We start from the raw sequence: 14,917 nt of genomic DNA, 5'->3' as shown, positions 1-14,917 counted from the left end.
TGTAAGCTTAATATACTTTTCAATAAACCATTCCTGACAAATCATTTTTTAGCACTATTTTTGACTAAAATATTAAAAAAGTCAGAAAGTAGAAAAGTAAAATGATTGTAGCCGATAAAAAGAGAGAGCAAATTATTGATGGTGCTATAAAACGCTTTATCCATTTTGGGATTGGTAAAACAACGATGAATGATATTGCTGAGGACCTGTCAGTTTCCAAACCATCACTCTATTATTATTTTCCGGATAAAAAGCATTTAATCATTGGTGTAATTGAACGGGTATTTCACGATTTTTTTGAGTTGATAAAAAAGAAATACAATCCGGACCAACCCCTGGATGAAATACTTTTTAACACCATAGATGTAAGAAATACATTTTTTCAGAAATATTACATGTTAAGAATTACAGAAGGTATTCCTGATTTATTAAATGATGATGTAATTAAAGGCAAGTTACAAACACTTAAAAGATCTGAAAAAGATTTTTTTGCAGAGATATTCAGTCAGGCCAAAGCCAAGGGAGAAATAGAACATGATGATACGGCCCACGTTGCCGAACTCTACCTGGAAAGTTTGATGGGCCTTTGTACCATGTGCATTATGGAAACTGGAAAAGATCTGTTCCCTGATAAAAAAGCTTTCAACAGGATGACGCTTAAACAAAAAAACCTCACCAGCATTTTTGTTAGGGGTTTAAGGTGTGCAGACTAACAGAAAATAAAATCTTCGGCTATTACAGAAGAACTTAAATAAGAACCCAAAAACAAAAAAACAATACATTATGCTTAGAGTAAAAATGGTAAAATTAATGCTCATACTCCTTATCGGTTCGGTTTTGCCGCAACTGGTGGTTGCTCAGCAGCAAATTACCTTAAAAGATGCGCTAACCTTTGCGCTCCAAAACAACACCAAGGTTCGGAATGCGAAACTGGATATTGAAGGCGGACGTTATAAGGTAGAGGAAGTTAGGGCACAGGCCTTACCTCAGCTTACAGGAAACGTAGGCTTAACCTATAACCCAATTATCGGCCAGTTGGTTGCTAACTTTGGCGGACAAACACAGGCGATTAAATTAGGCCAAAACTGGAATTCGACTGCAGGTGTTCAGCTTTCGCAACAGCTGTTTAACCAACAGGTTTTTACTGGTTTACAGGCGGCTAAATCAAGCGAGGAATATTATAACCTTACTTCTCAATACACAGAAGAGCAGATTATTGAATTGGTTGCCAACAATTATTACCAGGTTTTGGTAAACAGACAGCAGCTAAACGTAATTGATACAAACATTAAAAATGTAAAGATTGTAGAAAAAATTGTTTCCAATCAATATAAAAACGGTTTGGCAAGAAAAATCGATGTAGATCGTATTACTGTAAATTTAACCAACCTGAACACACAACGCGAACAGGTAATTAACGCGATTACCCAACTGGAAAATCAGTTAAAATTTTCGATGGGGATGCCGGTTTCTACACCAATCAGTTTACCTGCCACCGAATTAACTGAAGTAACTACTTTACCTGTTTTTACAGATTCTATTGATTTGGCGAACAGAACTGAGGTAAAACTTTTGGATAACCAGGATAAACTCTTATCGCTGCAAAGAAAAGCCTATGTTGCCGAATATTATCCATCGTTGGCTTTAACGGGTAATTATACTTACTCCAGTCAGAGCGATAGTTTCGACTTTTTAAAATCCAATGCGGCAGCAATTGGTTACGGGGCATCAGCAATTGGCTTAACCCTGAGAATCCCTATTTTCAATGGCTTTTTAACACGCTCTAAAATCCGCCAGGCAGATGTTGATATCAGAAAAGCAAAAGAAAGCCGAAAAGAATCTGTAAACTCTTTAAATCTTGCTTATGAAAATGCAAAGATTCAATTGCGGAATAACATCAATACCATAAAATCGCAGCGTAAAAATGCTGATTTAGCTCAAGAAATTTACAAAAGCACCCAAAATAACTACAACAATGGTTTAGCTTCATTAACCGATCTTTTGGATACGGAAAATGCACTTACCTCGGCACAAAACAGCTATACACAGGCTTTATTAAATTATAAAATCGCCGAAATACAATTAATCAAATCAAACGGAAATATTAAATCGCTAGTTAAATAGAAATGAAAAGAGTAATTATCATAATTGTCGTAATTGTTGTTGCCATTGGCGCAATAGCTTATGTTTTAAGCAACAATAAAAAGAAGAACGAAGAAAAAACTGCTTTCATTGCTAAAGGCGGTGGCGCTGTTGCTGTTCGTATTGCTGAGGTAGAGAAAAAAGCAGTGAATTTAGATTTCAGTGCAAATGGAAACTTTATTCCTAAGCAGGAACTTAATTTCTTATCAGAAAATGCTGGTCGTGTTACTGCCATTTATGTAGATGAAGGTGACCGCGTAAGCAAAGGACAGGTTTTGGCACGCGTTGATGCTGAAATTATCAATACCGACAGGGAAACTGCAGAGGCTAACTACCAAAATGCGGTTAAAGATGAAGCGAGGTATCAAAGTTCATTCTCAACAGGTGGGGTAACCCAACAACAGTTGGATCAGGCTAAATTGGCTACCAGAAATGCAAAATTGCGTTTACAGGCTTCGCAACGTAAATTAAGTGATGCCAATATTAAATCGCCAATTAATGGAATTGTTAACAAAAGATACATCGAAGTTGGTGCTTTTGTAAATACCCAGGGTACACAATTATTTGAACTGGTTGATGTTTCCAAATTAAAATTAAAGGTTAATGTGAACGAATCGCAGGTGGCCAACCTTAAAGTTGGAGATCAGATTGAAATTAAATCGTCGGTTTTCCCAACTGATAATTTCTCAGGAAAAATAACTTTCATCGCTGCTAAAGCTGATGCAACTTTAAACTTTCCGATTGAAATTGAGGTAGATAACAGCCACAAAAATACGCTTAAAGCAGGTATGTATGGAACTGCGGTATTCAAATTCCCTAAACAGGCACCAAGCATCCTAATTCCACGTACCTCATTTGTTGGTAGTGTGAGCAGCAACCAGGTTTTTGTATTGGATAAATCGAACAACACAGCCAAAACCCGCACAGTTGTAGCTGGCCGTATTTTGGGAGATAATGTTGAAATTCTTGATGGTTTAAAAGAAGGTGAAACGGTAATTACCAGCGGGCAGATTAACTTAACTGAAGGTACTGCAGTGAGTATCGTAAAATAAGTTAGGGGATTTTTTGGCTTTAAAACGCGGTACGCCAATCGCAAAACGCAATACTAATTAAAATGAAGATAACAGATATATCTATAAAAAGGCCTTCGCTGGTAATTGTGGTATTTACCGCATTAACCTTGCTTGGGCTACTAAGTTACTTTTCGTTGGGTTATGAATTACTTCCAAAATTCTCTAACAACGTAGTATCTATTTCGACCATCTACCCTGGTGCTTCACCAAATGAGGTTGAAAATACCGTAACCAAAAAGATTGAGGATGCGGTATCATCGATGGAAAACATTAAAAAGATCAACTCGGTATCGTTTGAGAGTTTATCAACTGTTACTATCACCTTAACTGATGCGGCAAACATTGATATTTCCTTAAATGATGCACAAAGAAAGGTAAATGCCATTCTTTCTGATCTGCCTGAGGATGTAAAAACACCATCATTAAGTAAATTCTCTCTGGATGATTTACCGGTAATTACCATGTCTGCTTCGGCAAATATGGACGATATTACATTTTACGATTTGATCGATAAACGTATTGCCCCGGTAATTTCGAGGGTAAGCGGTATTGCACAGGTAAACTTGGTTGGTGGTTCGGAACGCGAAATCCAGGTTTCGTTAGATGCTGATAAATTACAGGGCTATAACCTTTCTGTTCCACAGGTGCAGCAATTAATTCTGAGTTCTAACTTAGATTTCCCTACAGGAAGTGTTAAAACGCAAAACCAGGATGTACTGATCCGTTTATCGGGTAAGTACAGAAGTATGGAAGAGTTAAGAAACCTTGTTTTAACAACAACTAAAGATGGTGCACAAATTCGTTTAGGTGATGTTGCCGATGTTCAGGATTCACAAAAAGAAACTGAAAAACTGGCACGTATCGATCGTAAAGCTTCCATTGCAATCCAGATTATTAAACAAAGTGATGCAAACGCGGTAGAAGTGAGTAAAGGTGTGCATGCTATTATTGCTAAGCTTAAAAATGAATATGCTGCAAATAAGTTGGATATCAGAATTGTTAACGATAGTTCAATTTTCACCTTAGAATCTGCCGATGCGGTAATTCACGATTTAATACTTGCAGTTATCTTGGTGGCTTTCGTAATGCTTTTCTTCCTACACAGTTTACGTAACGCGTTAATTGTAATGGTATCAATTCCGGTTTCATTAATTGCTACGTTTATCGGAATCAGCTTATTTGGCTTTACCTTAAACTTAATGTCGTTATTGGGGCTATCACTCGTGGTGGGTATCCTGGTGGATGATGCGATTGTGGTACTGGAAAATATCCAGCGACACATGGAGATGGGTAAAAATAAAGTAAGGGCAGCATCTGATGCAACAAGAGAAATTGGCTTTACTGTAGTATCCATTACTTTCGTAATTGTGGTGGTATTCTTCCCGATTGCGGTAAGTACAGGTTTGGTATCGAACATTCTTCGCCAGTTCTGTATTGTGGTAATTATTGCAACTTTGCTATCATTGGTAGCTTCATTCACCATTGTACCACTTATTTTCTCACGTTTTGGTAAGTTAGAACGTATTGAAGGTAAAAACCTATTTGGCCGTTTCATCCTTTGGTTCGAAAAACAGTTAAAGAAATTTACACTTTGGATCACCAGCATCTTAACATGGTCATTAAACCATAAAGCACTAACATTGGTTGCCGTAGTAGTAATGTTTTTAAGTTCATGTGGTTTATTAGTTGGCGGCTTTATTGGATCAGAGTTTTTCCCTAAATCAGATAAAGGAGAGTTCTTGGTGCAGTTGGAATTACCAAAAGATGCATCTTTAGAACAAACCAACTTTTTAACCCAAAAAGCTGAAGCTTATTTAGATAAACAACCAGAAATTACTCAGTTAATTACTACAGTTGGACAATCAACCGGTGATTTTGGTGGTACGCAAGCTACGGCATATAAATCGGAGATTAACGTAAAATTAGTTGAACGCGATCAGCGTGAAGGCGTTTCTTCGGATATTTTCGCTACAAAAATGAGTCGTGCATTGGCTAAAGAGCTTGTTGGTGCCAAAGTTAAAACTGTGCCGATTAGTATTTTGGGTATTGCAGAAAATGCACCGATCCAGTTGGTGGTAATGGGATCTGATTTAGATAGTGCATTGAAATATGCTGAAGGTGCACAAAAAGTACTTGCTTCTATTCCCGGCGCAACTGAGATAAAATTATCAGTAGAAAAAGGTACACCAGAGATTAATGTTCAGGTAGATCGTGATAAGATGTCGGCTGTTGGCTTAACGTTACAAACGGTTGGATCTACCATGCAAACCGCCTTTGCAGGTAATACCGATGGTAAATACCGTAAAGGTGAGTACGAATACGACATCAATATCCAATATCAAAACTTTAACCGTCAGAATATCGACGACGTAAGGAACCTGATTTTTGTAAACAGCGATAATAAACAGATTAAGTTATCACAGTTTGCAACCATTACAGAGGGTTCAGGACCAAGCCAGTTAGAACGTTTAAATAAATCTACTTCAGTATCTGTTAAAGCCCAATCAATTGGTAGGCCAACAGGAACCGTGGTTGCAGAATTCCAGGCAAAACTGGAAGATATGCAGAAAAACGGCAAATTAAAGGCACCGGTTGGCGTAAGTTATAGCTGGGCAGGTGATCAGGAGAATCAGAGCGAAGGTTTTGGTACTCTGGGTATCGCTTTATTGGCTTCGATTATTTTGGTTTACCTGATTATGGTTGCACTTTATGATAGTTTCATCTATCCTTTGGTGGTAATGTTCTCGCTTCCTTTGGCAGTAATCGGCGCATTGTTAGCCTTAGCATTAACCAATAACTCAATCGGTATCTTCACCATTTTAGGTTTAATTATGCTAATGGGTCTGGTAGCGAAAAATGCGATTATCCTTGTCGATTTTACCAACCACTTAAAAGCAGAAGGTAAAGAAACCAAAGAAGCGCTTGTTTTAGCCAACCACGCACGTTTACGCCCAATTTTAATGACCACCATTGCGATGGTATTCGGTATGCTTCCTATTGCATTGGCAAGCGGCGCAGGTGCCGAGTGGAAAAATGGTTTGGCCTGGGTTATTGTAGGCGGTTTAACCAGTTCGTTATTCTTAACCCTGATTGTTGTACCTGTAGTATACTTAATATTCGATAGAATGTTAGAAAGATTAGGCTTCAACAAAAAAGGCAAAACAATTGATGAACTGATGGAAGAACCATACGATCATAAAGATGTAAATGAATACGATCTAGATCACGGACATTAATAAACATCCAGATTAACAATCAATTTAGCCCCGACCCCAAATCGGGGCTTTTTTGCGGATTTAAAAATCAGGAACAGTGGTTTAGCGAGCTATAAATGCTCTTAACGCACTATATTAGGGCAAAAACAAATCATCCATGGTAACTGCATTCTGCACCAGCCCAATAGAATACATATTATTTTTAATACCATAAGTTGTAACCATGGCTAGAAACAATGCTTTTTTTGTTTTGCTCTGCCCACTGAATATCTCAAGTTTGTATTTTAACGCTGCAGCATAGGCTTTATCTATTGCGAATTCAGTATTCGAAAATTTCATTTCACATATACTGATCACATTATCTTGCCTGTCTAACAACAGATCCACCTGTGCACCGTTTCCATCTTTTGGTGCATATCGCCAAGCTGATTTTTCAGTAAACACTCCAGAGATGCCCAGTGCCTGTTTAATATTAACTGTATGTTTCATGCAAATCCCTTCAAATGCATAACCACTCCAGCTCCTCCAGGAAGATGTTGATGATTTTTTAAGCCACGTACCTGCACCAGTGGCGCGGGAGTGTTCGATAAATTTAAGATAGAAAAGGCTGTATTCGTCGCTGAGTTTGTAAATGCTCTGATTTGCATTTTTCTGAAAAGGCAGGTGCGGAGTAATGAAGCCAGATTCCACTAGTTCCTCAAGTAAAAGACTGGTAGTTCCCCCACTCTGTAGGTTACACACCGCAATGATTTCGTTTCTTGTTAAGCCCGAGGGTTTTTCTGCAAGTGCTTTGACTACCGAAATGTGCCTGTCTGCGTTTTCGAACAGCGAACGGTAAAGGTTAGCGAATTCTGTTGAAAGGAGGCCGTCCTTGGTGAAGCAAAGCCTGTCGATGGCCTGAGTAGCACTTTCCCCTTTTTTGATTTCTTTCAGGTAATGTGGCACACCGCCCATCGCCATAAAAATGGTCAGCATCTGGTAACGGTCAAGTTGGATATTATTGCTTTTTAAGTACTGTTCTGTTTCATGCAAGGTGAAAGGCAACAAGCGTATTTTTCGCGTTAACCGATTGTGCAGGCCACCTTTGTTGTTTACAACTTTTTTAATCATCCAGGTGGCAGCAGATCCACATATCGCAACAATCAGATTCGGCTGTTGTGAGGCCCACTGGTTCCAAAAATATTCAAATGCAGAAAGAAAGCCTGATTTATGTGAACTTAACCATGGAAATTCGTCAAAGAAAATTACAGCTTTTCTTTTTTTAATTATTGGCGTTGCGAATTCTCTAAGTTGCCAAAAGGCTTCTGTCCAGTTTTTAGGCACTGCAGGAGTTAATGGCGAACCTAATGCTTCTGCAATAGCTTTGCTAAAATTAAGGAGTTGTTCGGCAGCATTTGCATCATGAACGCCCGAAAGTTCGAAAATGAGCTGTTTCTGGAAAACTGAGCGGATCAGGAAAGTTTTTCCTACCCTTCTCCTGCCAAACACCGCCAATAGTTCTGATGAAGATGAGGTAAGTGCCTCTAATAATATTTTTTTCTCAGCTATTCTTCCAATAAGCAATTCCATTTTTTATCCCTTTTAACGTTAACGATTGAAAACAATTTTATCCGCAGCCAAAATACGCTTCAAATATATAGTTTTGGCTGTGGATAAAAAACATCCGCAGCCAAAACATGCTTAAAATTTATAATTTTGGCTGCGGATAATGAATTATATTTAAATCCTGCATTTTTTGATATAATCGGAACCAATTATTTATTAAATCCGTGAACACTGAAATTACTTTTAAATTAAGTGTACTGAACCCTGCGCGGATAATTCTACAATATTGTATCCAAACAAATTATAACGCAATATTGTATATTAGGGATTATGTTCAAATTCATTTTTAGCCTGTTAATAGTCTGCTCGGTTCTCATAGTAAAAGCTCAACACCCTCCCGTATTTGCGGCAATGACTACTGATTCCAGTTTCATTAAACTTTCCAATCTTGATATTACCCTGGTAAAATACAGTTACAAACCCAATGGAATTAAATTTTTAGTGGTACATGATAATGAAGATACTGGCGTAAAAGCAGGCTTTGATTACATCCGTTGGAGTGGTGGCGAATTAATTGATAGTCAGTACGGTAGTGTTAGGGATTATTATTTCAGTTATATGGATGATCAATACCGCATAGATCCGAATGCAATTTACACAGAGGTGGGTGTTAATACCCGATTAAAAAAGGATCTATTCAGTTCGAACGAAGTAGAAAAGGCAATCCTAAAGGCAGGTAAACAGATAGTTGATTTTTACGACCCAAAAGCTACCGGTTACTTTTTAACGCTACACAATAATGCAGATGGCGGCTTTGGAATTTCTTCTTATTTACCAGGTTATGATTTGGCCAGCACTGCAGATTCCGTTTACATCAACTTCCAGATGGACGGCGATGACCTTATATATGTAACTGAACCCAGATTATTTTCAAGTTTGAAAAAAGCCAATGTGAATGTAATCCTGCAATCTAAATTCGCTTCTAATGATGGTTCACTTTCCATTTACGCCATGCAAAATAACATTCCCTACATTAATGTTGAAGTGCAGCACGGGCATCAAGATGAAAATTTGCGCCTTATTGAATTAGCCGTTGCCACACTAAAAGAACATGGCTTGGTAAAGAAGGAGTAAAATCTGCTTTCGTTATGGTAACGTTGAAAAGTAAACCAAAAAGGCGTACAGCCAATGCCTTTAAGATGAGCACATAATAATCTATTGAATTTTCTTTTGAAAGCAAATCAGGTTCTATCAATAAAAAAAATTTATTTGGTAAGTTTAGTTGGAACTGGATATACCACACCATTAGGCAATAAGATAACCTGTTGCAGCGAAGTGATTTTCCCTTTATCATCGCGGATCACATAAAGCCTTGTACTATTTTCACCATAGCTTGCATTATAGCCTTTAATTGTTAGCATATCCTTACTCACTTCCCTTATCTTATAATCTTCGGATGGTTTACCAGCATCAGCCCTTCTCCAGATAAGGCCTTCCTTTGTTGCAATTATATACCGGTTATTGTTGTATTTACCAATGATGCCAGCATATCTTTTTTCCCAGCCAATGTTCATTTTATCTCCTGCCTTGCTATCTTCCAACTGCCATTTAACACTTGCTATTAAATCCGAATCTTTAGAGTTTTTAATGATGTCTTCAAAGATTATTTGACGCGTTTTGGATAAGGACAGTTGACTTTTCACAACTGAATCGGGGATAACGCTTGTACCCTCCCAACCCACCTGTGAGTTTGGTGCAACTACCATTTTAACTGATAAAAAAAGCGACAAGATTGTTTTTCAACGGAATGTAAGAGCCAGCAATTCCTGCTCCAGCTGAGGCTTCACCTATTATGGTTGCCCGGTGCATTTTCTGCATGGCATAAGCAAACCCTTCTACAGCCGAACCTGTATTCGGACTTATCAATATAAATACTTTGCCGTTAACATTCCGCCTGCCAGGTACAAATGAATAGGTCCATTCCTGTTCATCATGGGTACGATCTTTATAAAATCCGTTTAAATAAAACTTTTCATCCCCGGCTGCGAAAAAATAAGAGGCCAGAAATCTTCCCATTTGCAAAATGCCGCCACCGTTCGCCCTTACATCTATAATTACATATTGGCTATAAGCTGCGGTATTCATTACTGCGGCGGCTGTTTCAAACGCTTCTTGAGTGGCGTAAAAAAGGGCCTGGGATGTTAATATACGCTGTTGAAGATGAGGGATCGATATCTACACCGCGGAATCCGTAATTTTGTTTACGTAAAATGGTAGTTCAATGATAGGCTTAAACAGATCAGTTTTATTATATACCGGAAAAATTATCTAGTTTATACTCTTAATCTTAGTAACCAAAAAAGTAATCAGCAATCCAAACACGGAAATGATCCCGAAAGAATAACGCAAACTTGATAGCTGCGAAACATAGCCAATTAATGGCGGACCGAACAAAAACGCAAAATAACCAATGCTCGAAACCATTGTAATGGCCTTACCTGATGGCACTTTTTTATTGTTACCTGCAATACTGTAAACCATCGGTACAATACTGGAAACACCTAGCCCAATAAGCATAAAACCTAAAATGGCCACAATAATATGAGGGAATATTACAGCAAGGGCCATACCTACCGATATAATTGCACCACTGATTTGCAACAGGTTTTTACGCCCGAACCTATTGATCAGATAAACACCTAAAAACCTACCGCTGGCCATCATAAACATAAATGATGCATAGCCGATTATGGCCTTGTTGTGCGGCAGTTTAACCACATCTTCAAAGTAAATTGCACTCCAATCGAACATTGTTCCTTCGGTTGCCATACTGCAAAAAGCAACAACGCCCAATAACACTAATATACCTTGTGGCCGGGTAAAAAATTTTGCTTTCTCCATCAGCACATCGGGCTTACTGTAGTTCAATAATTTTTTCCCGTTAAATGCTACATTGGTTAAAGAGAATAAAGCAATTACCCAAAAATGGGTATACATGCCCAACTTTAAGTTTACCAAACCGAGTGCAATTAATGCCCCGGTTAAATTGCCTATGCTCCATGCACCATGAAAAGAACTCATAATGGGTTTACCATAAAAGTTTTCGCCTGCTACACCCTGTGTATTTAAGGCAATATTGCATAGATTACCTGTGATACCGAACAGCACTAAAAAAGCGGCCAGTTGTAAACCTGTGGTAGCCAGGGCTAAAAATGTTAATGCAATTGCATAGAGTGGTGCGGTTGCCCTTAACATTTTCTTGCTTCCAAAATGTGTGGTCAATTTTGCAGAAAAAAACATCGTAATAATCTGTCCTGCCGGCAATGCAAAAAGAATGGAACCTAATTCTGCATCATTAAGCCCCATAGATGCTTTGAAAGTTGGTATTCTACTTGCCCAACTGGCAAAACAAACGCCTTGCATAAAGTAAAATGCGGAAATAGCGAAACGTACTTGTTTTGGAGAGCTTTGTGCTGTTACAGGTGTATTTTCTTGTTTTATTAGAATTTCCTTTTCTTGCTTGCTTTCTTCCAAAATGATGTTTTAATTATAGATTGAGCTACAAAGTTCTTTAAATCTATTGTAAAAACCGACAATTTTTTAACATTTATCCGAATTTCTGTCTGCAAACTGGTTAAAATCTTAAATTTTCCATTTTTCAAGTTGATAAGCACTATCCCAAAACATCCACTCCAATCGTGTAGCCATTTCAAAAGCCTCAAACATTTTCTGCCGGGTCTCGGTATTGGCATCAGCCGCCAGTTGATCTGCAATGGTAATCGCTTTTTCCACTGCGGTTGCAAATTCTGCTCCTGCATACATATCGATCCACCTTTTATATGGATTTTGATCTCCGCTTTGCTGCGAAAAAATATAATCGCCAACTGCTTTGTAAATCCAGAAACATGGTAAAACGGCGGCAACTGCAATTTCTACATTGGCGTAAGCAGCCTGGTTAAGGATATAATTTGTATACAATAAGGTAGATGGTGTAGGCTGAACATTTGTTGCTAAGCCAAATTCTACAAAATAACTTTCATGTAAACTCCTCTCTGCGAAAATTGCTCCTGTAGAAAATCCGGCGAAGGCCATTACCAGGTCGGCATGCTGCATCCGGCTGCTAATTGTACTTAACGTCCGCCCGAATTCCAACAAATAATAGGCATCCTGCGCCAGGTAAAAAAGGAATTTTTCTTGCGGTAAGGTACCATTGCTAAGTTCGGTATTAAAAGGCATTGTTAATATTTTGGCATAAATGGGTGCTACCTTTTCCCATGCCTGTTGGCTCCACATCATTGAATAATTAGTTTTAGCGGATTAAAAAAATGATTTAACGGGCCATTGCCCTTACCTGTTGTTACGTTACTTCCACTTTGTAGTGCCTCGCTGATATATTTTTTTGCAAGTTTTATAGCCGTTAATAGATCATAACCTTTTGCCATCTCGGCAGCTATGGCTGATGATAAAGTACACCCCGTTCCATGCAGGTTTTTTGAAGCAATAAATGCACTTTCGAGTATAACTGGTGCATCTTTTCCATTTATGAAAACATCGTAAATAATTGGTCCGGCCAAGTGCCCGCCTTTCAGTAATACAGCGTTTGCGCCTTTTTGGATAATTTTGTACCCTGCCGCAATCATATCTTCAAGGTTATTGATCGGTTGCCCGGAAAGTATAACGGCTTCATCAATATTTGGGGTAACTAAACTAACAATAGGAAACAATTTTTCAATCAGCAGGTTCACGGTATCGGGTTCTATTAAACGATGACCGCTGGTAGCCACCATCACAGGATCTAAAATTACCGGAGCAGGATTATTATAACTGCTTAATGCCATTACAATTACCTGTACCACTTCTGCACGGTTAATCATCCCGATTTTAATTGCAACAGGTGCAATATCATCCATCACGGCCTGCAATTGATCTTTGATGATTTCTCCCGGAATGCCGTGTACCGACTTTACGCCCTTTGTATTTTGTGCCGTTACTGCTGTAATTACAGAGGTGCCAAAGCAACCCAGTGCCGAAAAAGTTTTTAAATCGGCTTGTATACCAGCACCTCCTCCACTATCGGAGCCAGCTATCGTTAATACATTAATGTAATTCATTGCTTAAAGACCTCATTTTGTTTAAACAACTTCAGGAGTCTTCAAATGCAGTATGCATTTTACACAATATGTGCAGACAAACTAATTTTCCTACGCCGGCATTATCCGGATCAGGTTCCTTTGAGGTTGATGGAGGAAAGATTTATGGATAAAGGACATTACCTTTTACCTTTATAACTTTTACCATTAAACTCAAAATGGGTATGTTCTCAGCCAACTTGTTTTTTGAAGGCACCCCTAAAGTTTCGTACCGCAATATAGGGCTTAGATTTTATTCTTTATTTATAAAAATTAATTAAAAAAGTTGATCCCCGCCTGCGAAAGGATAACGGTACGGAGTAAAATACTTGTTCAATCGTCATTTCGACCGTAGTGGAGAAATCTTTGAACTTGATTTTTAATAAATTTAAAAGATTTCTCGGCTGCGCTGTACTTCGCTCGAAATGACGGTCTGGGTGTCCATCATCACTCCTAAATTAATTGAGTATTTAATGTCTAAAAATTGTTTAGTAAGATCCCCGCCTGCGCGAGGATGACTGTATGGAGTAAAATACTTTTTTAATCTTCATTTCGACCGTAGTGGAGATGAAAACGAATCAAGAAAAACAAAAGCCCCGACTTTACATCGGGGCTAAAACACAATAATTAATAAAGGGATAGAGACATTATATTTTATCCGGCTGATAGAACCTTACGGTACCATCGCCCTCGTTTGAAACAATTAATAAACTTCTACCGTTAGGACTATCTTTTGGTTTAACAAACAGTAAACCTTCGGGGGCATCGCCTAAAAAATTGCTATATTTTTCAAAGTTAGTCTCCAGCATCTTCCAGATCAAAGCCATCTGACAAATAATATACTCCACTATTTGCTGCAGTAATCTTTATTCTGTAAGTAGCATCGGCCGGCATTGCTATTAGATCCAATAGATCCGAATCTAGACCATTTAATAGTTGTCCGGTATTCGGTGCATTAGGATTTATTAATTGCTGTAAAACATATTCATAACCACCAGTATATCTTCCTAGCTGGTCTTTTAGGGGATTCTCTCGAAGGAGCTCAATTTTAACATGACTGTCGCCTGAGGATAAATTAGCATTCCAGTTGATATTCTCAACATATCTACTTCCATATTCTCCATGTGGTAATGATGAATAATCACTAGGCGTTGCCATTGTAATATAACATAGGCCATTAATATTTGCATTTTGTTGCCCATTTTGATTTATTTCTAACATTGCTTTTGCATCAGCATCAGCTTGAGAAATGGTAGAATTATATTTATTAGCTGGTACGGAATAGAAAATCTCAACCGGATCACCTAAAAATGAAGAACAATCATTTTTTTGAAAGCCGATAATTTTAAATTTGTTATAGAACATTCTGCTTATACCCGTATTTTGGGTGATCCATGATGAATAGCTCGAAACCTTGGCATAACCTTTTACACCAGTATTACAATCTCCCCATCCATTAACAATACCAACTAGGACCTTTCCAAAATCAGCAAGATCAATAACTAAAGGACCACCACTATCACCATAACAAGGAGCTTGTTGTGATGATCCTGTAGACGAAGTATAGATGTACGAAGATGTTACCGATGAAATTTTCACATCTGCGGCAAAGAGATAATCTGTAAATGTTCTGGCTCCAGTTGACGAGTTGTAGGATGTAGCGCCCCAACCCGAAACCATTGCCGGCATATTTAAGGTTACAAGCGGATCCTCGGCGGGGGTTGCATACAAAATGGAAGAAATACCATGATTATAATCATTTGGATCGAAAACCAGTGGGCTAGAAAGGTGTATCAAGGCAATATCATTGTCT

13 protein-coding genes are annotated in these 14,917 nt (G+C 38.3%); 5 read left to right on the top strand and 8 right to left on the bottom strand.

Features of this window, described 5'->3' with window-relative positions; genetic code table 11:
- Positions 1 to 101: 101 nt before the first annotated feature.
- From ACZZZW_RS04780 to ACZZZW_RS04765, 4 genes are all read left to right on the top strand, one after another.
- Entirely contained in the window at positions 102 to 713 is a 612-nt protein-coding gene (locus ACZZZW_RS04780) for a TetR/AcrR family transcriptional regulator (RefSeq protein WP_055908467.1), read from the top strand.
- A gap of 70 nt (positions 714 to 783) precedes the next feature.
- A complete protein-coding gene (locus ACZZZW_RS04775) occupies positions 784 to 2,124 on the top strand; it encodes a TolC family protein (RefSeq protein WP_055908471.1) in 1,341 nt (446 codons plus the stop codon).
- A gap of 2 nt (positions 2,125 to 2,126) precedes the next feature.
- Positions 2,127 to 3,194 carry an efflux RND transporter periplasmic adaptor subunit gene (locus ACZZZW_RS04770; protein WP_055908473.1) on the top strand — a complete coding sequence of 356 codons (1,068 nt, stop codon included), beginning with the start codon at positions 2,127 to 2,129 and terminating at the stop codon, positions 3,192 to 3,194.
- A gap of 62 nt (positions 3,195 to 3,256) precedes the next feature.
- The gene (locus ACZZZW_RS04765; RefSeq protein WP_055908477.1) at positions 3,257 to 6,451 is read left to right on the top strand and encodes an efflux RND transporter permease subunit; all 3,195 of its coding nucleotides are present in this window, start codon (positions 3,257 to 3,259) and stop codon (positions 6,449 to 6,451) included.
- A 114-nt stretch (positions 6,452 to 6,565) separates the two neighbouring features.
- On the opposite strand, the gene ACZZZW_RS04760 is transcribed toward ACZZZW_RS04765, so the two are convergent.
- On the bottom strand, positions 6,566 to 7,999 hold the full coding sequence (locus ACZZZW_RS04760) for an AAA family ATPase (protein ID WP_463492450.1): 1,434 nt from the start codon (positions 7,997 to 7,999) through the stop codon (positions 6,566 to 6,568).
- A gap of 387 nt (positions 8,000 to 8,386) precedes the next feature.
- On the opposite strand from ACZZZW_RS04760, the gene ACZZZW_RS04755 reads away from it, so the two are divergent.
- On the top strand, positions 8,387 to 9,109 hold the full coding sequence (locus ACZZZW_RS04755) for a hypothetical protein (RefSeq protein ID WP_235526061.1): 723 nt from the start codon (positions 8,387 to 8,389) through the stop codon (positions 9,107 to 9,109).
- Between the two features lie 131 nt (positions 9,110 to 9,240).
- Here the strand turns inward: ACZZZW_RS04755 and ACZZZW_RS04750 are convergent, their stop codons facing one another.
- The 7 genes from ACZZZW_RS04750 to ACZZZW_RS04720 form a co-directional block, all read right to left on the bottom strand.
- On the bottom strand, positions 9,241 to 9,741 hold the full coding sequence (locus tag ACZZZW_RS04750) for a hypothetical protein (RefSeq protein ID WP_463492449.1): 501 nt from the start codon (positions 9,739 to 9,741) through the stop codon (positions 9,241 to 9,243).
- 1 nt (position 9,742) lies between these two features.
- Positions 9,743 to 10,120, bottom strand: coding sequence for a S41 family peptidase (locus ACZZZW_RS04745; protein ID WP_463492448.1), 378 nt, complete (start codon positions 10,118 to 10,120; stop codon positions 9,743 to 9,745).
- A 183-nt stretch (positions 10,121 to 10,303) separates the two neighbouring features.
- Positions 10,304 to 11,509, bottom strand: a complete 1,206-nt coding sequence (locus ACZZZW_RS04740; protein ID WP_055908493.1) for an MFS transporter — start codon at positions 11,507 to 11,509, stop codon at positions 10,304 to 10,306.
- A gap of 108 nt (positions 11,510 to 11,617) precedes the next feature.
- Positions 11,618 to 12,271: a TenA family protein gene (locus tag ACZZZW_RS04735; RefSeq protein ID WP_463492447.1), complete on the bottom strand. Its 654-nt coding sequence runs from the start codon at positions 12,269 to 12,271 to the stop codon at positions 11,618 to 11,620.
- Complete coding sequence (thiD, locus tag ACZZZW_RS04730; RefSeq protein WP_463492446.1) at positions 12,268 to 13,086, bottom strand: bifunctional hydroxymethylpyrimidine kinase/phosphomethylpyrimidine kinase; 819 nt, start codon at positions 13,084 to 13,086, stop codon at positions 12,268 to 12,270. The genes ACZZZW_RS04735 and thiD overlap by 4 nt, the downstream gene beginning before the upstream one ends.
- A gap of 665 nt (positions 13,087 to 13,751) precedes the next feature.
- Positions 13,752 to 13,913: a hypothetical protein gene (locus ACZZZW_RS04725; protein ID WP_463492445.1), complete on the bottom strand. Its 162-nt coding sequence runs from the start codon at positions 13,911 to 13,913 to the stop codon at positions 13,752 to 13,754.
- Positions 13,900 to 14,901 (bottom strand): DUF5977 domain-containing protein, encoded by a 1,002-nt coding sequence (locus ACZZZW_RS04720; protein WP_463492444.1) that lies wholly within the window; start codon positions 14,899 to 14,901, stop codon positions 13,900 to 13,902. The genes ACZZZW_RS04725 and ACZZZW_RS04720 overlap by 14 nt, the downstream gene beginning before the upstream one ends.
- Between the last annotated feature and the right edge of the window lie 16 nt (positions 14,902 to 14,917).

The organism is Pedobacter sp. AC379 (assembly GCF_979258145.1).
The sequence above is the reverse complement of the archived record's forward strand: the minus strand, read 5'-3'. Positions and strand labels throughout refer to the sequence as shown.